This window comes from Duganella alba (genome assembly GCF_009674495.1).
Taxonomy (GTDB): domain Bacteria; phylum Pseudomonadota; class Gammaproteobacteria; order Burkholderiales; family Burkholderiaceae_D; genus Rugamonas; species Rugamonas alba.
Genome location: NZ_WKJN01000038.1, coordinates 1 through 21,416, shown reverse-complemented (window position 1 = coordinate 21,416; position 21,416 = coordinate 1). Strand labels below are relative to the sequence as shown.

The 21,416-nt window shown below is 61.3% G+C and carries 22 protein-coding genes and 2 tRNA genes; 17 read left to right on the top strand and 7 right to left on the bottom strand.

All coding sequences use genetic code 11. The annotated features are described in order from the left end of the window. Positions 1–67 precede the first annotated feature (67 nt). Positions 68–1,369, bottom strand: coding sequence for a dicarboxylate/amino acid:cation symporter (locus tag GJ695_RS25895; protein ID WP_166455207.1), 1,302 nt, complete (start codon positions 1,367–1,369; stop codon positions 68–70). A 222-nt stretch (positions 1,370–1,591) separates the two neighbouring features. After that, on the bottom strand, positions 1,592–2,386 hold the full coding sequence (locus GJ695_RS25890) for a 3-hydroxybutyrate dehydrogenase (RefSeq protein WP_154369909.1): 795 nt from the start codon (positions 2,384–2,386) through the stop codon (positions 1,592–1,594). A 129-nt stretch (positions 2,387–2,515) separates the two neighbouring features. On the opposite strand from GJ695_RS25890, the gene GJ695_RS25885 reads away from it, so the two are divergent. The 3 genes from GJ695_RS25885 to GJ695_RS25875 are packed head-to-tail and all read left to right on the top strand — an operon-like array spanning position 2,516 to position 6,030. Next, positions 2,516–3,394: an alpha/beta fold hydrolase gene (locus GJ695_RS25885; RefSeq protein WP_154369907.1), complete on the top strand. Its 879-nt coding sequence runs from the start codon at positions 2,516–2,518 to the stop codon at positions 3,392–3,394. 28 nt (positions 3,395–3,422) lie between these two features. After that, a complete protein-coding gene (locus GJ695_RS25880) occupies positions 3,423–3,773 on the top strand; it encodes a RidA family protein (RefSeq protein ID WP_154369905.1) in 351 nt (116 codons plus the stop codon). Between the two features lie 7 nt (positions 3,774–3,780). Further along, entirely contained in the window at positions 3,781–6,030 is a 2,250-nt protein-coding gene (locus tag GJ695_RS25875; protein WP_154369903.1) for a RelA/SpoT family protein, read from the top strand. On the opposite strand, the gene gstA is transcribed toward GJ695_RS25875, so the two are convergent. Next, complete coding sequence (gene gstA, locus GJ695_RS25870) at positions 6,027–6,626, bottom strand: glutathione transferase GstA (protein ID WP_154369902.1); 600 nt, start codon at positions 6,624–6,626, stop codon at positions 6,027–6,029. The two genes, GJ695_RS25875 and gstA, sit on opposite strands and share 4 nt — an antisense overlap. Before the next feature lie 91 nt (positions 6,627–6,717). Between gstA and GJ695_RS25865 the strand changes: the two genes are divergently transcribed. Further along, positions 6,718–7,581, top strand: a complete 864-nt coding sequence (locus GJ695_RS25865) for a LysR family transcriptional regulator (protein ID WP_154369900.1) — start codon at positions 6,718–6,720, stop codon at positions 7,579–7,581. Here the strand turns inward: GJ695_RS25865 and GJ695_RS25860 are convergent. Genes GJ695_RS25860 through GJ695_RS25850 form a run of 3 tightly spaced genes read right to left on the bottom strand, consistent with a single transcriptional unit; the run spans position 7,576 to position 9,467 of the window. Further along, positions 7,576–8,220, bottom strand: coding sequence for a CatA-like O-acetyltransferase (locus GJ695_RS25860; protein ID WP_154369898.1), 645 nt, complete (start codon positions 8,218–8,220; stop codon positions 7,576–7,578). The genes GJ695_RS25865 and GJ695_RS25860 overlap by 6 nt on opposite strands. A 60-nt stretch (positions 8,221–8,280) precedes the next feature. Beyond that, positions 8,281–8,547, bottom strand: a complete 267-nt coding sequence (locus GJ695_RS29880) for a hypothetical protein (RefSeq protein ID WP_208023416.1) — start codon at positions 8,545–8,547, stop codon at positions 8,281–8,283. Further along, positions 8,544–9,467, bottom strand: a complete 924-nt coding sequence (locus GJ695_RS25850; RefSeq protein ID WP_154369896.1) for a cation diffusion facilitator family transporter — start codon at positions 9,465–9,467, stop codon at positions 8,544–8,546. Before GJ695_RS25850 ends, GJ695_RS29880 begins: the two co-directional genes overlap by 4 nt. 139 nt (positions 9,468–9,606) lie before the next feature. On the opposite strand from GJ695_RS25850, the gene GJ695_RS25845 reads away from it, so the two are divergent. The 12 genes from GJ695_RS25845 to GJ695_RS25790 all read left to right on the top strand — a co-directional run bounded on the left by GJ695_RS25845 (position 9,607) and on the right by GJ695_RS25790 (position 20,162). After that, a tRNA-Val gene (locus GJ695_RS25845) sits at positions 9,607–9,683 on the top strand. 36 nt (positions 9,684–9,719) lie between these two features. Further along, positions 9,720–9,796, top strand: a tRNA-Val gene (locus tag GJ695_RS25840). A 183-nt stretch (positions 9,797–9,979) separates the two neighbouring features. Next, on the top strand, positions 9,980–11,887 hold the full coding sequence (gene thrS / locus GJ695_RS25835) for a threonine--tRNA ligase (RefSeq protein ID WP_154369894.1): 1,908 nt from the start codon (positions 9,980–9,982) through the stop codon (positions 11,885–11,887). Positions 11,888–11,907: 20 nt separating this feature from the next. Further along, positions 11,908–12,447 carry a translation initiation factor IF-3 gene (infC, locus tag GJ695_RS25830; RefSeq protein ID WP_371866606.1) on the top strand — a complete coding sequence of 180 codons (540 nt, stop codon included), beginning with the start codon at positions 11,908–11,910 and terminating at the stop codon, positions 12,445–12,447. 196 nt (positions 12,448–12,643) lie between these two features. Further along, positions 12,644–12,841, top strand: coding sequence for a 50S ribosomal protein L35 (gene rpmI / locus GJ695_RS25825; RefSeq protein WP_110849662.1), 198 nt, complete (start codon positions 12,644–12,646; stop codon positions 12,839–12,841). 26 nt (positions 12,842–12,867) lie between these two features. Then, complete coding sequence (rplT, locus tag GJ695_RS25820; protein ID WP_056156032.1) at positions 12,868–13,227, top strand: 50S ribosomal protein L20; 360 nt, start codon at positions 12,868–12,870, stop codon at positions 13,225–13,227. Between the two features lie 82 nt (positions 13,228–13,309). Next, a complete protein-coding gene (pheS, locus tag GJ695_RS25815) occupies positions 13,310–14,329 on the top strand; it encodes a phenylalanine--tRNA ligase subunit alpha (RefSeq protein ID WP_154355590.1) in 1,020 nt (339 codons plus the stop codon). Positions 14,330–14,368: 39 nt separating this feature from the next. Then, positions 14,369–16,795, top strand: coding sequence for a phenylalanine--tRNA ligase subunit beta (gene pheT / locus GJ695_RS25810; protein ID WP_154369890.1), 2,427 nt, complete (start codon positions 14,369–14,371; stop codon positions 16,793–16,795). A 141-nt stretch (positions 16,796–16,936) separates the two neighbouring features. Then, entirely contained in the window at positions 16,937–17,284 is a 348-nt protein-coding gene (locus GJ695_RS25805) for an integration host factor subunit alpha (protein WP_019919772.1), read from the top strand. Positions 17,285–17,301: 17 nt separating this feature from the next. Then, positions 17,302–17,718: a MerR family transcriptional regulator gene (locus GJ695_RS25800; protein WP_154369888.1), complete on the top strand. Its 417-nt coding sequence runs from the start codon at positions 17,302–17,304 to the stop codon at positions 17,716–17,718. A 138-nt stretch (positions 17,719–17,856) separates the two neighbouring features. Beyond that, positions 17,857–18,489, top strand: coding sequence for a response regulator (locus GJ695_RS25795; protein ID WP_154355593.1), 633 nt, complete (start codon positions 17,857–17,859; stop codon positions 18,487–18,489). A 110-nt stretch (positions 18,490–18,599) separates the two neighbouring features. After that, positions 18,600–20,162: a CHASE3 domain-containing protein gene (locus GJ695_RS25790; protein ID WP_154369886.1), complete on the top strand. Its 1,563-nt coding sequence runs from the start codon at positions 18,600–18,602 to the stop codon at positions 20,160–20,162. On the opposite strand, the gene GJ695_RS25785 is transcribed toward GJ695_RS25790, so the two are convergent. Beyond that, a complete protein-coding gene (locus tag GJ695_RS25785; protein WP_154369884.1) occupies positions 20,059–20,862 on the bottom strand; it encodes a Crp/Fnr family transcriptional regulator in 804 nt (267 codons plus the stop codon). The two genes, GJ695_RS25790 and GJ695_RS25785, sit on opposite strands and share 104 nt — an antisense overlap. Positions 20,863–21,055: 193 nt before the next feature. Between GJ695_RS25785 and GJ695_RS25780 the strand changes: the two genes are divergently transcribed. Beyond that, the coding region (locus tag GJ695_RS25780) for a response regulator (protein WP_154369882.1) at positions 21,056–21,416 on the top strand (361 nt) is incomplete at its 3' end.

Here is a 21,416-nt window from a genome sequence, read left to right as displayed (position 1 = left end):
ATGTCCGTAAATGGACAAAAAGCCCCGGCATTGCTGCACGGGGCTTTTTGGGGGGAGGGCGTCGGGCTTAGTGGCCTGGGACCGGCTCCAGCAGTTCAGGCTCTTTGATCGTCGAACCTGGATTGGCCAGTTCGGCTTTCAGCGTGTCGTGGTTCAGTTCCTTTTCCCAGTTCGACACCACCAGAGCGGCCACGCCGTTGCCGACGAAGTTGGTCAGCGCGCGGCATTCGCTCATGAAGCGGTCGATGCCCAGGATCAGCGCCATGCCGGCCACAGGAATGTCCGGCACCACGTGCAGCGTCGCCGCCAGCGTGATGAAGCCGGCGCCGGTGATGCCCGATGCGCCTTTGGAGGTCAGCATCGCCACGCCCAGGATGGTCAGTTCCTGCAGCAGGGTCAGGTCGGTGTTGGTGGCTTGCGCAACGAACAGGGCGGCCATGGTCATGTAGATGTTGGTGCCGTCCAGGTTGAACGAGTAACCGGTCGGGACCACCAGGCCCACCACCGATTTAGGGCAGCCCAGGCGTTCCAGCTTGACCATCAGCGACGGCAGCGCCGATTCCGACGAGCTGGTGCCCAGCACGATCAGCAGTTCTTCCTTGATGTACAGGATGAAGCGGCCGATCGAGAAGCCGGTCAGGCGCGCCACGGTGCCCAGCACCACGATCACGAAGATCGCGCAGGTGGCGTAGAAGCAGCCCATCAGGGTGGCCAGCGGCAGCAGCGATTTGATGCCGTATTTGCCGATGGTGAAGGCCATCGCGCCGAAGGCGCCGATCGGGGCGACTTTCATGATGATGTTGACGACGCCGAAGATGGCGTGCGAGGCTTCATCGATCAGCTTGACCAGCGGTTTGCCGCGCTCGCCGAGCAGCGAGATCGAGAAGCCGAACAGGATGGCGATCAGCAGCACTTGCAGGATGTCGCCCTTGGCGAAGGCATCGATCACCGTGTTCGGGATGATGTTCATCAGGAAGTCGGTGGTGGTCAGCGGGTGCGCCTTGGAGGTGTACTGCTCGATCGACTTGGCGTCCAGGGTGGCGGCGGTGGCGTTGAAGCCGGCGCCTGGCTTGACGATATTGGCCACGAACAGGCCGATCACCAGCGCGAAGGTCGAGATCACTTCGAAGTACAGCAGGGCTTTGCCGCCGACGCGGCCGATTTTCTTAATGTCCTGCATGCCGGCGATGCCGGACACCACGGTGCAGAAGATCACCGGGGCAATGATCATTTTGATCAGCTTGATGAAGCCATCGCCGAAAGGCTTCATGGCAACACCGCTGTCGGGATACAAGGCGCCTAGCAGGATACCGCAGGCGATGGCGAAAAGTACCTGTACGTACAGCACTTTATAGAATGGTTTTTTCACGGGGTCTCCTCGTGTGTTTCTGTGAGGAGTGCATGATGGCCCAGTGCGACAGATATCACTATTGTGGAAACCCGCAAATACGCGCCAGTGATATCTGTCTTTGGTAAGGGATAGTACTTAGGAGGTTGCTTCAAAATGGCCGCAGCGAGGCGCGGCGCCGAAGGCAGTGCGTTAGCACGGCGAGGCGTCGCAACGAAGCTGTGGCCTTTTTTAAGCGACCTCCTATTGGGCGACCCAGCCGCCGTCCATATTCCATGCCACGCCACGCACCTGTTTGGCGGCGTCGGAGCACAGGAACACGGCCAGCGCGCCCAGTTCTTCCGGCGTGACAAACTCGCCAGAAGGTTGCTTATCCGCCAATAGCGCCTTTTTGGCCGCATCGTTGCTGATGCCGTCCTTGGTGGCGCGGTCGTCCACCTGCTTCTGCACCAGCGGCGTCAGCACGAAGCCGGGGCAGATGGCGTTGACGGTCACGCCGGTGGCGGCGGTCTCCAGCGCATTGGCCTTGGTCAGGCCGATCAGGCCGTGCTTGGCTGCCACGTAGGCCGACTTGCCGGCCGACGCCACCAGGCCGTGGGTCGAGGCCAGGTTGATGATGCGGCCCCAGTTCTGCTCGCGCATGCGCGGCAGCACCAGGCGCGAGGTGTGGAAGGCCGAGGTCAGGTTGATGGCGATGATGGCATCCCATTTCTCGACCGGGAAATCCTCGACATTGGCGACGAACTGGATGCCGGCGTTATTCACCAGCACATCGACGCCGCCGAACTTATCACCGGCAAACTTGATCATGGCCTCGATTTCGGCCGGCTTGGTCATGTCGGCGTTGTGATAGGCGACCTGCACGTCGAATTCCTTGGCCAGGTCGGCCTGCAATTGGTCGATCTCCCTGGCGTCGCCGAAACCGTTGAGCAGCACATTAGCGCCCTCGGCCGCCAGCGAGCGTGCGATGCCCAGGCCAATGCCGGAAGTGGAGCCGGTAACCAATGCTGTTTTGCCGCTTAAAGTCTTGTTTGCCATACTGTCCTCGATAGGGTTGGTGGTTGAAGGCGCGCTGCGCTACACTTCGCTAAGATTTTAACCACAACGCGGTAAAATGGTGTTTCTCACCATATAAATAATAATTTAAAGGTCCATTAAGGAATCCGCATGCTCGAAGCGAAAATAAAGTCTGTTCAATGCCTGTCCCTGGCCGGCCTGCACCGCATGTCCTACAAGGAGTGGGGCGATGAGACTAACCCTAATGTCCTGCTGTGCGTTCACGGCGTGACCCGTGTCGGCGACGACTTCGATTACATGGCGCGCGCGCTGGCCAGCGATTACCGCGTGATCTGCCCGGATATCGTCGGCCGCGGCCGCTCCGACTGGCTGAAAAATCCGCAGCTCTACGTCATCCCGCAATATGTCAGCGACATCGTAACCCTGCTGGCGCGCGTGCTGCCAGATGGCGAAAGGCAGAGCGTCGACTGGTTCGGCACCTCGATGGGCGGCCTGATCGGCATGGGCCTGGCCTCGCTGCCGGGCAATCCCATCCGCAAGCTGATATTGAACGACATCGGCCCGGTGCTGGCGCCGATGGCCCTGCAGCGCATTGGCGACTACGTCGGCCAGGACCTGCGCTTCGACAGCTTTGACGCCGGCGCCAAGTTCGTGCGCGACGTCTCGCTGTCCTTCGGCGAGCACAGCGAGGAAGAATGGCTGAAACTGGCGACCGATGTTTTGCGCCAGGACAAGGACGGCAAGTGGGTGCGTCATTACGATATGGGGCTGGCATTGCCGTTCCGTTCGGCCACGCCGGAATCGGCCGAAGCCGACCAGGCCATGCTGTGGGCCGCGTATGACGCCATCACCTGTCCAACGCTGCTGGTGCGCGGCGCCGATTCCGATTTGCTGTCGCCGGAAACGGCCAAGCTGATGAGCGAGCGCGGTCCCAAAGCGCAACTGGTGGAAATTCCGAACGTCGGCCATGCGCCAACCTTCATCCACGACGATCAGATTCAAATAGCAAAGAAATTCCTGTTAGGCTAAGTTAGGTTAAGTTAGGTTAAAAAGTATTATGGAAATCAAACGACTGTATGTAGGCAAGCGCCTGTCCGAAGTAGCGATCCACAACAGCACCGTCTATCTGGCGGGGCAGATCGCGGAAGACACTTCGGCCGACATCCAGGGCCAGACCCGCGAAGTGCTGGGTCATATCGACCGTCTGCTGGGTGAATCCGGCAGCGACAAGACCTGCATCCTCAGCTGCCAGATCTACACCCGCGACATGGCCGACTTTCCGGGCATGAACGAGGAGTGGGACGCCTGGGTGCCACAAGGCCACACGCCGCCGCGCGCCACCGTCGAAGCCAAGCTGGCCGATCCGAAAGTGCTGGTCGAAATCATCGTCATCGCCGCACAGCGTTAGGAGCACCATGGTTTCCACCACTGCGCTTAACAGCGTCACGTCGGAGCAGCTGGTCCAGGGCCTGACGCCGGACGAGAGCGCCCGCATGCTGGCGGCGCTGGAATTCGCCGGCACCGCCTACGGCGACAAACTGTGCAGCAGCGGCCAGCCGGCGATCGACTTCGCGGTCGGCGTGGCCGGCACGCTGGCCTTTCTCAGCACCGACATCGAAACCCGCATCGCCGGCCTGCTGTTCGAACTGACCCTGCTCGATACCGAGCAGGCCGCCATCATCGAACCGCGCTTCGGCCAGGAGACCAATGAACTGGTGTCCGGCGTGCGCCAGCTGATCCGCCTGCGCGAACTGACGCAAAACCAGAACACCGGCGGCATCGGCCGCGGCCGCAACGCCGCGCAACTGGCGGTGGCGCAGGTGGAAACGCTGCGCAAGATGCTGCTGGCGATGGCGTCCGACATGCGCGTGGTGCTGGTGCGGCTGGCTTCGTGCGTCACCACGCTGCGCTACTTTGCCGACATCAAGCTGTTCAACGACATGACCTGCGCCTACGGGCGCGAAACGCTGGACCTGTACGCGCCGCTGGCCAACCGCCTCGGGATCTGGCAGCTGAAGTGGGAGCTGGAGGATCTGTCGTTCCGCTTCATCGAGCCGGAAACGTACAAGCGCATCGCCAAGATGCTGGAAGAAAAGCGCATGATGCGCGAAGGCTTCGTCACCAACGCGATTGCCCGCTTGCAGTCGGAAATGGCGGCGGCCGGCATCCAGGCCGAAGTGTTCGGGCGGCCGAAGCACATCTACTCCATCTGGAGCAAGATGAAGGGCAAGGAGCTGGACTTCACCGACCTGTACGATGTGCGCGCCTTTCGCGTGATCGTGGCCGACGTCAAGACCTGCTACACCGTGCTGGGCGTGGTGCACAACATCTGGACGCCGATCCCGAAAGAATTCGACGACTACATCTCGCGGCCTAAGCCGAACGGCTACCAGTCGCTGCACACGGTGGTGACGGCGGAAGACGGCCGGCCGCTGGAAGTGCAGATCCGCACCCAGGAAATGCACAGCTTCGCCGAGTACGGCGTGGCGGCGCACTGGCGCTACAAGGAATCGGGCGGCTCGAATTTCTCGGGCCAGAAGTACGACGAGAAAATCGCCTGGCTGCGCCAGCTGCTGGCGTGGAAAACCGACGTGGCCGACGCCGTGGTCGGCCAGGAAGAACAGCAGCGCGAATGGGTCGAGAAACTCAAGGCCGCCGCGCTGGACGACCGCATTTTCGTGCTGACGCCGCAGGCGCGCGTGATCGAACTGCCGGTCGGCGCCACGCCGGTCGACTTTGCGTACCATCTGCACAGCGACGTCGGCCACCGCTGCCGCGGCGCGCGCGTGGATGGCGTCATGGTGCCGCTGAACACGCCGCTGAAAAACGGCCAGACCTGCGAAATTATCACCGCCAAAGGTGCGCCGGGCACGGCCGGCCCGTCGCGCGACTGGTTGAGCGACGAATACACCGTTGCCACCCGCACGCGTTCCAAGATCCGCGCCTGGTTCCACGCCATCGACATGCAGGAAACGTTGTCGCACGGTCGCGCCATGGTCGAGAAAACGCTGCAGCGCGAAGGCAAGACGGCGGTCAATCTGGAAGCCTTGGCCAACAAGCTGGGCTTCGCCAAGGTGGACGATCTGTTCCTGTCGGTGGGCAAGGATGAATTCAGCCTGCGCCACATCGAGCAGGCGCTGCACGACAGCGGCGAGCCGGCCGAACCGGTGGACGAAGTCTTCCTCGGCAAGAGCAAGGCATCCAGCGTGGAGCAGGGCGCCAAGTCGGGCGTGCTGGTGGTCGGCACGGATGGCCTGATGACGCAGCTGGCCAAGTGCTGCAAGCCGGCGCCGCCGGACGGCATCGTTGGCTTCGTCACGCGCGGCAAGGGCGTATCGATCCACCGCGCAACGTGCAAGAACTTTGCCGAAATGCGCGCCAAGGCGCCGGAGCGGGTGATTGTGACCGAGTGGGGACGTGCCGGATCGGACACCGTCTACCCGGTCGACATCTTCATCCTGGCGAACGACCGCCAGGGCCTGCTGCGCGATATTTCCGAGATTTTCTCGCGTGAGAAAATCAACGTTATCGGCGTCAACACGCAAAGTGCGAAAGGCTTTGCGCGCATGACCTTCACGGCCGAAATCGGCGCCACGGCGCAACTGCAAAAAGCCCTGAGCGCCATCACCGAAGTCACCGGCGTCCAGGAAGCCCGCCGCGCTTAAATGTGCGCTTGCATCGCGGCCTGCACCGAGGGGCGGGCCGCGATGCGTTTTTCATAGGCTGCAACGGCCGGCCATTGGCTCAGTTCGATGGCGAAGAATTTGAACCACCCCAGGATCGTGTACAGATAGGCGTCCGCTACCGTGAAAGCGTTGCCGGTCAGGTGGTTGCGCTGGCTGAGCGCCTGCTCCAGTACGGCCATGCGGCGCAACAGGCGTTCGCGGAAGATTGTCCGCGCCGCATCCGGCAACTCCGGATTGAACAGGGGCGCGATGCCGGCGTGGATTTCGCTGGTGATGAAATTCAGCATCTCCTGCAGCCGCACGCGCGGCCAGCTGCCGGGCGGCGGCGCCAGCTTCGCTTCCGGCTTGAGGTCGGCCAGGTATTGGATGATGGCCGGACCTTCGGTCAGCACCTCGCCATTGTCCAGTTCCAGCGCGGCGACGTAGCCTTTCGGATTGATGGCGCGGAAATCGCGGCCGTCGGCGGTGCGCTTGGTCTGGTTATCGACCTTGATCAGTTCATGCGGCAAGCCCAATTCGTTCAGCACGATCAGCGGCGACAGCGAGCAGGTATGCGGGGCGTAATACAGCTTCATTGAGGACTCCTTAAAGATGAGTCGCCACTGTATGCGCCGCTTCGTATCGCTGTAAAATTAATGCTTCAGAAACAAGCTATCAGTTTTTCTAATGATGAATTTGTCCCATTGGCGCTTGCTGGTTGCGGTGGCCGACACGCGCCATATTTCGCGCGCGGCGCAGCAGGTCGGCATTTCGCAGTCCGGCGCCAGTCAGGCGATTGCGCAGATTGAAGCGGCGCTCGGCGCCAAGCTGTTTGTGCGCGAGCGGCGCGAGGTGGCCGCCACCGCGCTGGGTGAGCAGGTCATGCGGCACGCCCGCGCCATGCTGGCGCAGTTCGATGCGATCCGTGCGCTCGGTGATGCGGCGCAGGGTTTGAACGCTGGCCGCATCCGGCTGGCGACTTTTCCTTCGGTGCTGGCGACGGTGCTGCCCGGCTTGCTGTCCGCCTTCAAGCGGCGCCATCCCGGCATCGACGTGGTGGCGCTGGAAGGCTCGGATGAGGAAGTGGAGGCCTGGCTGGCCGAAGAAACGATCGAGCTGGGCGTGGTATTGAATCCGGCGGCGCAGCGACAGGCGGTGATCATCGGCCGCGATGCATGGGTGGCGCTGCTGCCGGCGCATCATCCGCTGGGGCGGCGTTCGAGCGAGCAGGGCGTGGCGTTGAGCGAACTGGCGGACGAGCCGTTTGTGCTGGCCACCGGCGGCTGCAACGTCCACGCGCAAAGCCTGGCAATGCAGGCTGGCGTGACGTTGTCCGATATCCGCGTAACGGTGCGCGATCTGGCCAGCGCGGCGGTGCTGGTGCGTGAAGGTCTGGGTGTGTCGGTGGTGCCGGAATCGGCGCTGCCGCCGGACCAGCGCGGTGTGCGCGTAATGCAGTTGCAGCCGCGCGCCTATCGCGAATTCGGCCTGGTGTGCTCCCAGGCCGGGCGTGAATCGGCGGCGGTGCAGGCCTTCCTGCGCGAGCTATGACGCCATCGTTTGTGCGATGCGCGCGCCGATCGATTCGGCCAGCAGATGCACGTGGTAGCCATCAACGAAGCCGTGGTGCGCCTGCACCGCCATCGTCATGGTGAGCTTGCCATCATCGCGCGGCGGGCTGTAGCGGCCCCAGGCCAGTGACGGAATGTCGTAGCTCTTGTGCTCGTAGATCGGATGTTCAATCGCGGACAAGTTCAGCCACGGCATGCAGGTGATGTGGACGTTGCGGCGCTGGTCATATTCGCTGAGCGCCTCGGACGTGTTGATTAGTTTGGTGCTGGCCTCGGCTTCCTGCGATGCGGCGACGCTGCGGGCGACGAATTCCTTCAAATCCTCCGTCATCACAAAGCGCGCGAAGTTCAGATTCTTGTCCTGATTGAGCACGGTGTACGAGGCCCAGAAGTCCTCGATCCGGATCACTTCGCCTTTGTGGACGCGGTACATGAAGTTTTCGATGCCCTTGATCGCATGCAGCACGTGGTACAGGAAGAAGTGGAACGTCGGCAGGCCGTTCTGTTTGCAGAAAGGCCGGAAATCCGGCACTTCCAGCTGAAAGCTCAGGTTGACGAGTGGGTTTTCGAACGACGCAAAAGCATTGTATCGGTCGCGGCGTTTTTCAAAATTCTGCATAAAAAGTAGGTTTGCTAAAGAGGCGCCAGCATTATAGCGCTCTCGCCATTTTCACCACTGTTAGGCGTTGCTGGCGCCCAGCAGGCTGTAGGCGAATTCATCCAGGGTCTTTTGCGACATGGCGGTGTTGTTCAGGATGATCACCGTGTCTTCGCCGTCGAGACGATGGCCGAGGACGGAGCGGAAGCCGGCGGTGCGCATCACCACGCCGTAGAAAGGCTGGGCCGCAGCAAACGCTTCGGCCACCGGGTTGTCGGCGAAGGCGCCGGCGCTCAGCAGGGTGGCAGCGCCGCCGCCGATGAAGTTGCGGCGCGTCCAATAGTTCATGGTGATGTAACTTCCGCCTGCAAGGTGATGTGATCGATGCCATGCTTTTCCAGCAGCATGGCTTTGATGGCGTGCAGGATTTCCGGCCAGCGTTCCAGGTCGGTGATTTCAACGTGGCCGATCAGCGCTGGCTGGCCGGGTGACATGTCCCACACGTGCAGGTCGTGCACCGAGCAGATGCCGTCCAGTTGTTCCATGTCGGCGCCGACCTTGACGTAGTCGATCTGCTCCGGCACGCCGCCCATCAGGAAGTGGTACGACTCGCGCAGCACGCCAAGGGTGGAGCGCAGGATCAGCAGCGCCACGAACAGCGACAGCAGCGGATCGATCTGCATCCAGCCGGTGTAATAGATCACCGCGCCGGAGGCCAGCGCGGCCACGGAGCCCAGCAGGTCGCCCAGCACATTCACCAGCGCCGCGCGGGTATTCATATTACTGTCGCCGCGCGACAGCATCCACGCCAGCAGCAGGTTGATCACCAGGCCGATGCCGGCGACGATGAAGACGGTGGCGCCATGCACTTCTTCCGGATGCGAGAAACGGCTGATGGCTTCGTAGCCGATCCACAGCACCAGCACCATCAGCACCAGGCTGTTGACGAACGCGGCCAGCGCCTCGGCGCGGCCGAAGCCGAACGAATGGCGCGCCGACGGCGGCCGCTTGGCGATCAGCTGCGCCAGCAGCGCCAGGCCCAGCGCGGCGGCGTCGGTCACCATATGGCCGGCGTCGGAAATCAGCGCCAGCGAGTTGGACATGAAGCCGGTCACGACTTCGACCACCGCAAAGCCCAGCGTCAGCACCAGCGACCAGGCCAGCACCGACTGGCTGCGCTGCACGGTGTAGTGTTGATAGTGGGCGTCGCCGTCACGGTGTTCGTGCAGGTGGGCGGAGGGCGAGGAGGGCGTGGTGTCAGCTTGCATAGGCTTGTTGTGGGCTATCAATCACCACAGTTTAATGTAAGCCGGACATCAGTGCTTCTGGGCTTCATAGGGAAAAGAGAAATGTTTCCTCTGATGGCCCTTGTTTTTCTTCGGATCGCTCTCTATAATGCTGGTCTTCGGGCGGTTAGTTCAGCTGGTTAGAATACTTGGTCGACATCCAAGGGGTCGGGGATTCGAATTCCTCACCGCCCACCAGATTTCGTAGTAAAGCAGTAAAATGGCAGTACCAACGGGCGGTTAGTTCAGCTGGTTAGAATACTTGGTCGACATCCAAGGGGTCGGGGATTCGAATTCCTCACCGCCCACCAGAATATATGTAAGAGCGAGAAAGGCAATCACGGTTATGACACCGCGAACTACTACCAAGCTTTGGGAGTGACGCTAGTCAACGGGATTCTTTTGCTTGAAAAAAAGAGAAAACGCGGCTAGCCCGCGTTTTTTTTCGTCTGTATTTTTTAACACCGGCCTGCGCGCCGACATTGGAGATCACAATGATTTCAGTTCGCCTTCCTGATGGTTCTGCCCGTGAATTCGACGGCCCAGTCACCGTTGCACAAGTGGCGTCCAGTATTGCTACCAGCCTCGGCAAAGCCGCGCTGGCCGGCAAGGTCGACGGCAAAGTGGTGGATACCTCGTACCTGATCGATAAAAATGTCGATCTGGCCATCGTGACCGATAAAGATCCGGAAGGCCTGGATGTGATCCGTCACTCGACCGCCCACTTGCTGGCCTACGCCGTCAAGGAGCTGTTCCCGGACGCGCAGGTCACCATCGGCCCGGTCATCGAAAACGGCTTCTACTACGACTTCTCGTACAAGCGTCCATTCACGCCGGACGACCTGGTCGCGATCGAAAAGAAAATGGCCGAGCTGGCCAAAAAAGACGAGCCGGTCACCCGCAAGGTGCTGCCGCGCGATGAGGCCGTGGCCTACTTCAAGTCGATCGGCGAAGCCTACAAGGCCGAGATCATCGAGTCGATTCCAGCCGACCAGGATGTCTCGCTGTACAGCGAAGGCAGCTTCACCGACCTGTGCCGCGGCCCGCACGTGCCGTCGACCGGCAAGCTGAAAGTCTTCAAGCTGATGAAGCTGGCCGGCGCCTACTGGCGCGGCGACAGCAAGAACGAGATGCTGCAGCGTGTCTACGGCACCGCCTGGGCGAAAAAAGAAGACCAGGAGCAGTACCTGTTCCAGCTGGAAGAGGCGGAGAAGCGCGACCACCGCAAGCTGGGCAAGCAGCTGGACTTCTTCCACTTCCAGGACGAGGCGCCGGGCCTGGTGTTCTGGCATCCGAAGGGCTGGACCATCTGGCAGCAGGTGGAGCAGTACATGCGCAACAAGTACCAGGTCAACGGCTATCAGGAAGTGAAGGCGCCGCAGATCCTGGACGCCAGCCTGTGGGGCAAGACCGGCCACTGGGACAACTACCGCGAAAACATGTTCGTCACCGAGTCGGAAAACCGCTCGTACGCGCTGAAGCCGATGAACTGCCCGGGTCACGTGCAGATCTTCAACAGCAATATGCGCTCGTACCGCGACCTGCCGCTGCGCTACGGCGAGTTCGGCCAGTGCCACCGCAACGAGCCGTCCGGCGCGCTGCACGGCATCATGCGCGTGCGCGGCTTTACCCAGGATGACGGCCACATCTTCTGCACCCACGAGCAGATCGAGCCGGAAGTGGTGTCTTTCCATACGCAAGCGATGGAAGTGTATTCGGATTTCCACTTCCACAATATCGACGTCAAGCTGGCGCTGCGTCCGGACAACCGCATCGGTTCCGATGAGATCTGGGATGAGGCCGAAGAGGCGCTGCGTTCGGGCCTGCGCGCCTGCGGCGTGACCTGGACCGAGCTGCCGGGCGAGGGCGCGTTCTACGGTCCGAAGATCGAGTATCACCTGAAGGATTCGCTGGGTCGCCCATGGCAGGTCGGCACCATGCAGGTCGACTTCTTCATGCCGGAGCGCCTGGGCGCCGAGTACGTGGCGGCCGACAACAGCCGCCAGGTGCCGGTCATGCTGCACCGCGCGATCGTCGGTTCGATGGAGCGCTTCATCGGCATCCTGATTGAAAACTACGCCGGCGCGCTGCCGGCATGGCTGGCGCCGGTGCAGGTTTCGGTGCTGAATATCTCGGACGCGCAGGCCGAATACGTGCAGCAAGTGGCTGAAAAGCTGCGTCGCAGCGGGTTCCGCGTACAGACCGATTTGCGCAACGAGAAAATAAACTATAAAATACGTGAACATTCCGTCCAAAAACTGCCGTACATCCTTGTGGTGGGCGACAAAGAACGGGATGCCAACACCGTCGCCGTGCGGGCACGGGGCAATGTCGATCTGGGCGTCATGTCCGTCGACGCCCTGATAGAGCGACTTCAGCATGATGTCGCCACCAAGGCCTGATCGCACTGGCAATTCATTAGATTTTAAAAGGAATCACCATAGCTACTGACAAGTCGCATCGCATCAATGGCGAAATCACTGCCCCTGAAATGCGTTTAAGTGGGGTCGATAACGAGCCGCTCGGTATCGTGACTTTGGCCGAAGCCTTCCGCCTGGCGGAAGAGGCAAACGTCGACCTGGTCGAGATCGCGCCAACCGCGGTCCCGCCGGTCTGCCGTTTGATGGACTACGGCAAATTCAAGTATTCGGAGCAGAAGAAGGCTCACGAAGCGAAATTGAAGCAGAAAATCATCGCCGTGAAGGAAGTCAAATTCCGTCCGGGCACCGATGATGGCGACTACAATATCAAGCTGCGTAACCTGATCAAGTTCCTGGAAGAGGGTGACAAGACCAAAATCACCCTGCGCTTCCGTGGTCGCGAGATGGCCCACCAGGATATTGGTTTCCGTATGCTGGAACGCCTGAAAGCCGATCTGGAGCCGCATGGCCAGGTCGAGCAGTTCCCGAAAATGGAAGGCCGCCAGATGATCATGGTCCTGGCACCGAAGAAAAAGAAGTAATCTTGCTGTCATGGCAGGGAAAAAAAGGGCACGGGTAGTGCCCTTTTTCATTTTCTAGGCTATAATTGTCGGCTGTAGTAAATGTAGTGGACTCGCATCCGCTGCACAAACAAGTGAGAGCAGGCATCTAAGAGCGACGTAGTGTTGCCACCTGTAATCCTGTTTAATAGGAGCTGTCCGAGAGGGCAGAATATCTATGCCAAAAATGAAAACCAAGAGCTCCGCGAAAAAACGTTTTCGCGTGCGTCCAGGTGGTACCGTTAAATCGGGTATGGCTTTCAAACGCCACATCCTGACCAAGAAGACGACGAAGAACAAGCGTCAACTGCGCGGCACCCGTAACATCAATGCGTCCGACGTCCAGCGCGTCTACGCGATGATGCCATCCGCTTAATCTCACCACTCATTTAAGGAGCTAATATGCCTCGAGTAAAACGTGGGGTTACTGCGCGTGCCCGTCATAAAAAAGTACTGAATCTTGCCAAAGGCTACCGCGGTCGTCGTAGCAAGGTATACCGTATTGCCAAGCAAGCAGTGATGCGTGCTGGCCAGTACGCATACCGTGACCGTCGTAACAAGAAGCGCGTCTTCCGCCGCCTGTGGATCGCTCGTATCAACGCTGCTTCCCGTGAGCATGGCGTTACCTACAGCGTATTCATGAACGGTCTGAAGAAAGCTGCAATCGAACTGGACCGTAAAGTCCTGGCCGATATGGCAGTGATGGACAAACCAGCGTTCGCTGCGATTGTTAACGTCGTTAAAGCTAAAATCGCTGCTTAATTTCAAGCGCTGATTTACGCAAGAGAACGGGGCAAGGGTCATACCTGTGCCCCGTTTTTTGATTCAAGGATAAGAAAAACGCATGGACTCCCTGGAACAACTCGTCGCCTCAGCAGTGCAGGATTTCGACGCGGCCAAAGATGATGCCGCCGCACTGGAAAACGCCAAAGCCAAATACCTGGGCAAGACCGGCCAGATTACCGAATTGATGAAGGGCCTGGGCAAGCTCGATCCTGACGCCAAGAAGGCGCAGGGCGCGCTGATCAACGCCGCCAAGCAGCAGATCGAAGCCGCGCTGACCGCGCGCCGTGACGCGCTGGCCGAAGCCCAGCTGCAAGCCCGTTTGAACGCCGAGGCGATCGACGTCTCGCTGCCAGGCCGCGGCCGCGCCGGCGGCGGCATCCACCCGGTGATGCGCACCTGGGAGCGGGTGGAAGAGATCTTCCGCTCGATCGGTTTCGATGTGGCCGACGGCCCCGAAATCGAAAACGACTGGACCAACTTCACGGCGCTGAACAGCCCGGAAAACCATCCTGCGCGCTCGATGCAGGACACCTTCTACATCGAAGGCAACGACAGCGAAGGCAAGCCGCTGCTGCTGCGCACCCACACCTCGCCGATGCAGGTGCGCTACGCCCGCAGCCACACGCCGCCGATCAAGGTGATCGCGCCGGGTCGCACCTACCGCGTCGACAGCGACGCCACCCACTCGCCGATGTTCCACCAGGTCGAAGGCCTGTGGATCGCCGAGAACATCAGCTTTGCCGACCTGAAGGGCGTGTACCTGAACTTCGTCAAGGCCTTCTTCGAGACCGACGACCTGCAGGTGCGTTTCCGTCCATCGTATTTCCCGTTTACCGAACCGTCGGCCGAGATCGACATCGCGTTTGGTTCCGGTCCGTTGAAGGGCCGCTGGCTGGAAGTGTCCGGCTCGGGCCAGGTGCACCCGTCGGTGGTGCGCAATTTCGGCCTGGACCCCGAGAAGTACATCGGTTTCGCGTTCGGCTCCGGCCTGGAGCGCCTGACCATGCTGCGTTACGGGATCAACGACCTGCGCCTGTTCTACGAAGGCGACCTGCGTTTCCTGAAGCAGTTCAATTAATCCGGCCCTCGACCCAGATCACAAGAAAGTTCAACGAATATGCAATTCTCCGAAAACTGGCTCCGTACCATGGTCGATCCGAAGATGACTTCGGACGAACTGGCCCATCTGTTGACGATGTCCGGCCTGGAAGTGGAAGAAGTGGAACCTGTCGCGCCGCCGTTCTCCAACGTGGTGGTCGGCTACGTGCGCGAGATGGCCAAGCATCCGAACGCCGACCGCCTGAACGTCTGCCAGGTCGATGTCGGCACCGGCACCTTGCTCAACATCGTCTGCGGCGCGCCGAACGTGCGCCCGGGCCTGAAAGTCGTGTGCGCCATGGCCGGCGCCGTGCTGCCGCCTGGCGCCGATGGCAAGCCGTTTGAAATCAAGGTCGGCCAGCTGCGCGGCGTCGAGTCGCAAGGCATGCTGTGCTCGGCCAAGGAACTGAAACTGTCGGAAGAGGGCAGCGGCCTGCTGGAACTGCCGGACGACGCGCCGATCGGCCAGAACTTCCGCGACTACTACGCGCTGAACGACCTGAAATTCACCATCAAGCTGACCCCGAACAAGGCCGACTGCCTGTCGGTGCTGGGCGTGGCGCGCGAAGTGTCGGCGCTGACCGGCGTGGCGCTGACCGTGCCGGCTTACCGCGCGGTGGCCGTCAACAGCGACGAAAAACTGCCGGTGAAAATCTCGGCGCCGGACCTGTGCGGCCGTTTCTCGGGCCGCGTGATCCGCAACCTGAACGCCAAGGCCGCCACGCCGGACTGGATGAAGCAGCGCCTGGAGCGCAGCGGCCAGCGCTCGGTGTCGGCGCTGGTGGACATCTCCAACTACGTGATGCTGGAGCTGGGCCGTCCGACCCACGTGTTCGACCTGAACAAGATCCACGGCGGCCTGGATGTGCGCTGGGGCCGCCAGGGCGAATCGCTGAAGCTGCTGAACGGTAACACCGTCGCGGTCGACGAATGGGTGGGCGTGATCGCCGACGACCAGGAAATCGAATCGCTGGCCGGCATCATGGGCGGCGACGCCACCGCGGTCTCGCTGGACACCGAAAACATCTACCTGGAAGCCGCATTCTGGTGGCCGAACGCCATCCAGGGCCGCGCCCGCAAGTACAACTTCTCGACCGATGCGGCGCACCGCTTCGAGCGCGGCGTCGACTACGCCACCACCGTCGAGCACATCGAGCGCATCACCTCGCTGCTGATCGAGATCTGCGGCACCGCCACCACGCAAGTGGGGCCGGTGGACGACCAGATCGTCAACCTGCCGCGGCGTGAGCCGGTGAAAATGCGCACCGCGCGCGCGCAGAAGGTCATCGGCGTGGCGCTGGACGACCAGGTCATCGCCGACATCTTCACCCGCCTGGCGCTGCCGTTCACGCTGGAAGACGGCGTGTTCTCGGTGACTTCGCCGAGCTACCGCTTCGACATCGAAATCGAGGAAGACCTGATCGAGGAAGTGGCGCGCGTCTACGGCTTCGAGAACATCCCGACCGTGGCGCCGGTGGCGGCCAACACCATGATCATCGCGCCGGAAAACACCCGCTCGCTGTTCGCGGTGCGCCACCAGCTGGCCGACCTGGGTTACCAGGAAGTGGTCAACATGAGCTTCGTGGAGGCCCAGTGGGAGCAGGACTTCGGCGGCAACAGCAATCCGATCAAGCTGCAGAATCCGATCGCCAGCCAGCTGAGCGTGATGCGTTCGACGCTGATCGGCAGCCTGGTCGCCAACGTGCGCTACAACCTGAACCGCAAGACCAACCGCGTGCGCGCGTTTGAAATCGGCGCCGTCTACCAGCGCGACGCCGGCGTGGCCGACGGCCCGCTGACCGTGGGCGGCTATCACCAGCCAAAACGCGTGGCCGGCATCGCCTACGGCGGCGTGGCCGACGAGCAGTGGGGCCAGGATAACCGCGCGGTCGACTTCTTCGACGTCAAGGCCGACCTGGAGCACCTGTTCGCGCCGCTGTCGCTGCGTTTCGTCAAGGCGGAACACCCGGCGCTGCATCCGGGCCGCTCGGCGCATGTGTTGCTGGACGGCAAAGTGATCGGCTTCATCGGCGAGCTGCACCCGCGCTGGCTGCAGAAATACGAGCTGCCGCACGCCCCGGTGGTGTTCGAGGTCGAGGCGATTGCTTTGCAGCAACGACCTGTGCCAAAATATGATGAGATTTCCAAGTTCCCGGGCGCCACCCGCGACCTGGCCGTGGTTGTCAAGCAAGATGTGCCGGCGCAGGATTTGTTGGATGCATTTAATGCTGCTGTGCAAGAGAGTCCGCAGGGCAAGATTTTGCAAGCCATTGTTTTGTTTGATGAATATCGTGGCAAAGGTTTGGAAGCCGACGAAAAATCACTTGCTTTCCGCTTTAGCTTGCAAGATACTCAAAACACGCTGCAAGACGACGTGGTGGAGGCTATCATGGCCGCTGCCGGCGACGCCGCCAAGCAAAAACACGGCGCGCGTCTGCGTTCGTAAGCGTTGTATTTTTGACCAATCGGGAGTCCGGCTTGTGCCGGACTCAGTCATTTCTATATAAGGCAGGGCTGGAAAATTAATAACAACGACGTTGATTCCGCCGTACTCCAATCCGCATTGGCTGCCGATTTACATCGCGCCATGCAGGTTGCCAAGGTGCGCCAGGATGCGGAAAAGGATTTGCCCACGCTGACCAAGGCGGAACTGGCCGAACTGCTGTTCGAACAGGTCGGCCTGAACAAGCGCGAGGCCAAGGACATGGTGGAGACCTTCTTTGACGAGATTCGCAACGCGCTGGAGCGCGGCGAAGCCGTCAAGCTGTCCGGTTTCGGCAACTTCCAGCTGCGCGACAAGCCGCAGCGGCCTGGCCGCAACCCGAAGACCGGCGAGGAAATCCCGATCACGGCGCGCCGCGTCGTGACTTTCCACGCCAGCCAGAAGCTCAAGGGCATGGTCGAAGAGAGCAATCCGATGGCGCGCGCCGCCTGAACGGGAGCTGAGTTGCAATGAACGATCGTCTCGCCAAGTCCGAACTGGTCGTCCTGCCGCCGATCCCGGCCAAGCGCTACTTCACCATCGGCGAAGTCAGCGAGCTGTGCGGCGTAAAGCCGCACGTGCTGCGCTACTGGGAGCAGGAATTTACCCAGCTCAAGCCGGTCAAGCGCCGCGGCAACCGCCGCTATTACCAGCACCACGAGGTGCTGTTGATACGCCGTATCCGCGAGCTGTTGTATGAACAGGGTTTCACGATCAGCGGGGCGCGCAATAAACTCGATAGCCGCGCCGCCGGCAGCGCGGCCACGGAGTATGATGGTGAAGCGGCTGTCAACGGCGTGCACCCGGCAGCCGTTATTCCGCCGTTGGACCGCGACTTGATCCGCAGCGAGTTGCTGGCGGTTCTCAGCTTGCTTAAGGAAGGCTGAAGACCCCGCGCACCGCAGGCGCAAGACGCGGCAGGCAGTTGATTACTGCTATACTTTCAATATTATTCTAATATCAGTTGACGCTGATGCACGGTGGCGGATAGTCCGGACCAGAGCCGGACACGACGAGAGGAAACAATGATACGCGTTGCCATTTGTGACGACCATCAAATTGTAAGAGCAGGCTTTAAACAGATTTTTTCATCGTCGGACGATTTCGACGTGGTGGCGGAAGCCGGGACCGGCCGCGAAGCGCTGGATATCGCCCGCCGCGAAATTTGCGATGTGCTGTTGCTCGATATTGCCATGCCTGATCAGAGCGGTATCGATACGTTGCGCACCATCCGCCAGGGCCAGCCGGATCTGCCGGTGCTGATCCTGTCCGGCTATCCGGCGCAGCAGTACGCGCTCAACCTGTTCAAAATGGGCGCCAACGGCTACCTGAACAAGGAGTGCGAGGCGGACGAGCTGATCACGGCGGTGCGCACGGTGTACCAGGGGCGCCGCTACGTCAGTTCGCAGGTGGGCGAGCTGCTGGCGCAGAGCTTCGACCGCGACCCCAACACGGCGCTGCATACCGAGCTGTCGGACCGCGAGTTCCAGGTGTTCCTGCGCCTGGCGCGTGGCGCCACCGTGTCGGACATCGGCGTGGCGCTGTCGTTGAGCATTAAAACCGTCAGCACCTACCGCACCCGCATCATGGAAAAAATGGGCATGCAGTCCAACTCGGACCTGACCTACTACGCCATGAAGAACAATCTTTTGGATTAGCAATATGTGCGCACTGTTGGCGTGCGCACAGACACATCAAATTTTCTTCCAGTCTATAATTGGAGAGCATGGCGTATCTGCGCCGTGCCCCAATTTAGTGAAGGAAACGGATGTATTTCACCGTCGAAACAGCGCCGCATCACCGCATGCCGCTGTACAAGACCATCTTGTGCGTGACGTGCGCATTGCTGCTGATCGTCAACGGTTTCAGCCTGTTCCACAATTTGCAAGCCCTGCGCGGTGCGCAAGTCCTGCTGAGCCAGACTGCGCGTGTCGCCGACCGGCTGCAATACCTGAACGTGCTGGTGCTGGATGCCGAGAGCAGCATGCGCAGCTATTTCCTGTCCGACCGCGATTCCTACCTGGGGCCGACGCGCACCGCGCTGGCCGACAGCGAGGCGGAATTCCGCGAGCTGGAAAAACTGCTGGCCGATAATCCTTCCCAACTGAAAAACCTGACCCAGCTGCATACGCTGGTGCGCCGCCGCCTGAGCATCATGAGCCAGGCCATCGACGTCTACCGCGACGGCGGCCTGCAGGAAATCGTCAACATCGCCAAGCTCAGCGACGACCGCGCCAGCATGGACGAGATCCGCCTGCAGGTGGTCATCATGGAGCAGGAACAGAACGAAACGCTGACCACGCGCAGCGCCATGTTCTACAAGGAGTACCAGAAAGCGGTGTGGCTGGGGGTCAGCATCAATGCGCTGGCGATCCTGGTGCTGGTGATGTTCTACCAGCTGGTGCGGCGCAGCTTTGCGCACCGCGCGGCGGTGGAGCACGCGCTGCAAAGCGCCAACGAGAACCTGGAATCGACCGTGCAGCAGCGGACCGAGCAGCTCTCGGTGCTGTCGCGCCACCTGATCACCATCAGCGAGGAGGAGAAGGCCCGCCTGTCGCGCGAACTGCACGACGAACTGGGCGCGAACCTGACCTCGATCAGCATGGATATCGCCGCCGTCACGCAGCAGCTGCGCAGCACGCACCCGGAACTGGCCGAGCAGCTCAAGCGCGCCCGCGGCACGCTGGTGGAAACGGTGGAGATGAAGCGCCGCATCGTCGAGAATCTGCGCCCGAGCCTGCTGGACAACCTCGGCCTGTGCGCGGCCATCGAAAGCTATTGCGAGGAATTCAGCCGCCTGGCGCAAGTGCGCTGCGACTGCAATGTGGCGGCCGACATGGAAAGCCTGACGCGCGATGCCGGCGACCTGTCGATCGCGCTGTTCCGCATCGTGCAGGAGTCGCTGACCAATATCCGCAAATACGCCAAGGCCAGCCGCGTGACCGTCACGCTGAACCGCAGCGGCGACGGCCTGATGCTGCGGATTATCGACGACGGCATCGGCATCGCCTCCGACACCATCATCAAGCCGATGTCGCACGGCCTGCTGGGCATGCGCGAGCGCGCCTTGCTGCTGGGGGGGAATTTGAATATTCGCCGGGGCCGCAATGAAACGGGCACCTGCATTGAAGTGGCGATTCCGCTGCGTCCGCAGCGCGACGGCGCGGCGCCGCCGGTGCGGGTGGCAACGCCGATGCCGACGCTGCCGCCGGCCATCAGCGACGTGCTTAACAGCGTGCTACATCCAGTCGCAGACGATCAAACTCCGTCTTCGCCACCTTATAGCACTCGCCCGCATACGCCTCCAAGCCTGAGCGATCAAGCACGGTGATGTTGCCGCGGCGGTAGGTGATCAGGCCTTCGTCCTGCAGCTTGCCGGCGGCGGCTGTGATGCTTTCGCGGCGCACGCCCAGCATGATGGAAATCATTTCCTGCGTCACCTTAAGCGAGTTCGATGGCGAGCGGTCGAGGCGGTCCAGCAGCCAGCGGCACAGCTTTTGTTCGATCGAGCTGTGGCGGCCGCCGACGGCGTTCTGCGCCATCTGCGCGAACAGCGCGGTGTTGTAGCGCATCAGCAGGGCCGGCAGGGCGCCGCCGCGGGCGAAGGCGGCGCGCAGGTGCTCGGTCTTCATGCGGTAGCCGTAACCGGCCGCCTGCACCACGGCGCTGCACATGGCGCGCTCGCCGTCGAACAGCGACACGCCGGCCACGCCTTCATGGCCGATCACGGCGATCTCGGTGGTGGCGCCGTCTTCCATGACGTACAGCAGCGAGATGATGGCGGTGGTCGGAAAGTGGACATATTCCATGGTCTTGCCGAATTCGAAGACTTCCTTGCCGAACGGCAGTTGCACCATTTCCAGATGCTCGAACAGGGATTCCAGCACCTCGCGCGGCAACGCTGCCAGCAGTTCGTTCTGCTGGGCGCCGGTGTAGGTGACCGCAGGCCGGGACGCAACCTTGAGCGCTTTGGTGGCGACCGGCAGCGCGCGGGCCGGCTTGGTGGTGGCGTTGACTTGGGTGTTGTTCATGGTGATCCTCACAAGCTAGTTACGTGTTGGTGTAACTTTATGAGGATTGTTAATTGGCGAACATAAGAGCAGGGGACGCACAAATGTAGGCATAGGACATGCAGGGTTGTAGTCCTGCTCCTACAGAGGCTACTGTCTTTCTGAGATGGGCAGCGGCATAATGGCACACATCCGAAACAGGTGGCGCACGAATATGCAGGTACTGGTGGTGGAAGACGATGCGGTGTTGGCGGACGGTCTGAGCCGCGTGCTCGGCGGCCATGGCATGGCGGTCGAGGTCATCGGCAATGGCGCGCAGGCCGATCAGGTCCTGCAACGCGCCGCCGTGGCCGAGGTGGTGGTGCTCGACATCGGCCTGCCCGGCATGGACGGGTTCGAGGTGGTGCGGCGCCTGCGCGCGCGCGGCAGCGCCGTGCCGGTGCTGCTGCTGACGGCGCGCGACGCCATCGAGGACCGCGTGCGCGGCCTGGAGCAGGGCGCCGACGACTACCTGGTCAAACCGTTCGCCACCGCCGAGCTGGTGGCGCGGGTCAAGGCGCTGGCGCGCCGCCACG

Bases quoted from the DNA above. Each gene is read 5' to 3' on its own strand.
- GJ695_RS25890 (WP_154369909.1), bottom strand. From the start codon at position 2,386: ATGGCAAACAAGACTTTAAGCGGCAAAACAGCATTGGTTACCGGCTCC.
- GJ695_RS25885 (WP_154369907.1), top strand. From the start codon at position 2,516: ATGCTCGAAGCGAAAATAAAGTCTGTTCAATGCCTGTCCCTGGCCGGC.
- GJ695_RS25880 (WP_154369905.1), top strand. From the start codon at position 3,423: ATGGAAATCAAACGACTGTATGTAGGCAAGCGCCTGTCCGAAGTAGCG.
- GJ695_RS25875 (WP_154369903.1), top strand. From the start codon at position 3,781: ATGGTTTCCACCACTGCGCTTAACAGCGTCACGTCGGAGCAGCTGGTC.
- gstA (WP_154369902.1), bottom strand. From the start codon at position 6,626: ATGAAGCTGTATTACGCCCCGCATACCTGCTCGCTGTCGCCGCTGATC.
- GJ695_RS25865 (WP_154369900.1), top strand. From the start codon at position 6,718: ATGATGAATTTGTCCCATTGGCGCTTGCTGGTTGCGGTGGCCGACACG.
- GJ695_RS25860 (WP_154369898.1), bottom strand. From the start codon at position 8,220: ATGCAGAATTTTGAAAAACGCCGCGACCGATACAATGCTTTTGCGTCG.
- GJ695_RS29880 (WP_208023416.1), bottom strand. From the start codon at position 8,547: ATGAACTATTGGACGCGCCGCAACTTCATCGGCGGCGGCGCTGCCACC.
- GJ695_RS25850 (WP_154369896.1), bottom strand. From the start codon at position 9,467: ATGCAAGCTGACACCACGCCCTCCTCGCCCTCCGCCCACCTGCACGAA.
- thrS (WP_154369894.1), top strand. From the start codon at position 9,980: ATGATTTCAGTTCGCCTTCCTGATGGTTCTGCCCGTGAATTCGACGGC.
- rpmI (WP_110849662.1), top strand. From the start codon at position 12,644: ATGCCAAAAATGAAAACCAAGAGCTCCGCGAAAAAACGTTTTCGCGTG.
- rplT (WP_056156032.1), top strand. From the start codon at position 12,868: ATGCCTCGAGTAAAACGTGGGGTTACTGCGCGTGCCCGTCATAAAAAA.
- pheS (WP_154355590.1), top strand. From the start codon at position 13,310: ATGGACTCCCTGGAACAACTCGTCGCCTCAGCAGTGCAGGATTTCGAC.
- pheT (WP_154369890.1), top strand. From the start codon at position 14,369: ATGCAATTCTCCGAAAACTGGCTCCGTACCATGGTCGATCCGAAGATG.
- GJ695_RS25805 (WP_019919772.1), top strand. From the start codon at position 16,937: ATGCAGGTTGCCAAGGTGCGCCAGGATGCGGAAAAGGATTTGCCCACG.
- GJ695_RS25800 (WP_154369888.1), top strand. From the start codon at position 17,302: ATGAACGATCGTCTCGCCAAGTCCGAACTGGTCGTCCTGCCGCCGATC.
- GJ695_RS25795 (WP_154355593.1), top strand. From the start codon at position 17,857: ATGATACGCGTTGCCATTTGTGACGACCATCAAATTGTAAGAGCAGGC.
- GJ695_RS25790 (WP_154369886.1), top strand. From the start codon at position 18,600: ATGTATTTCACCGTCGAAACAGCGCCGCATCACCGCATGCCGCTGTAC.
- GJ695_RS25785 (WP_154369884.1), bottom strand. From the start codon at position 20,862: ATGAACAACACCCAAGTCAACGCCACCACCAAGCCGGCCCGCGCGCTG.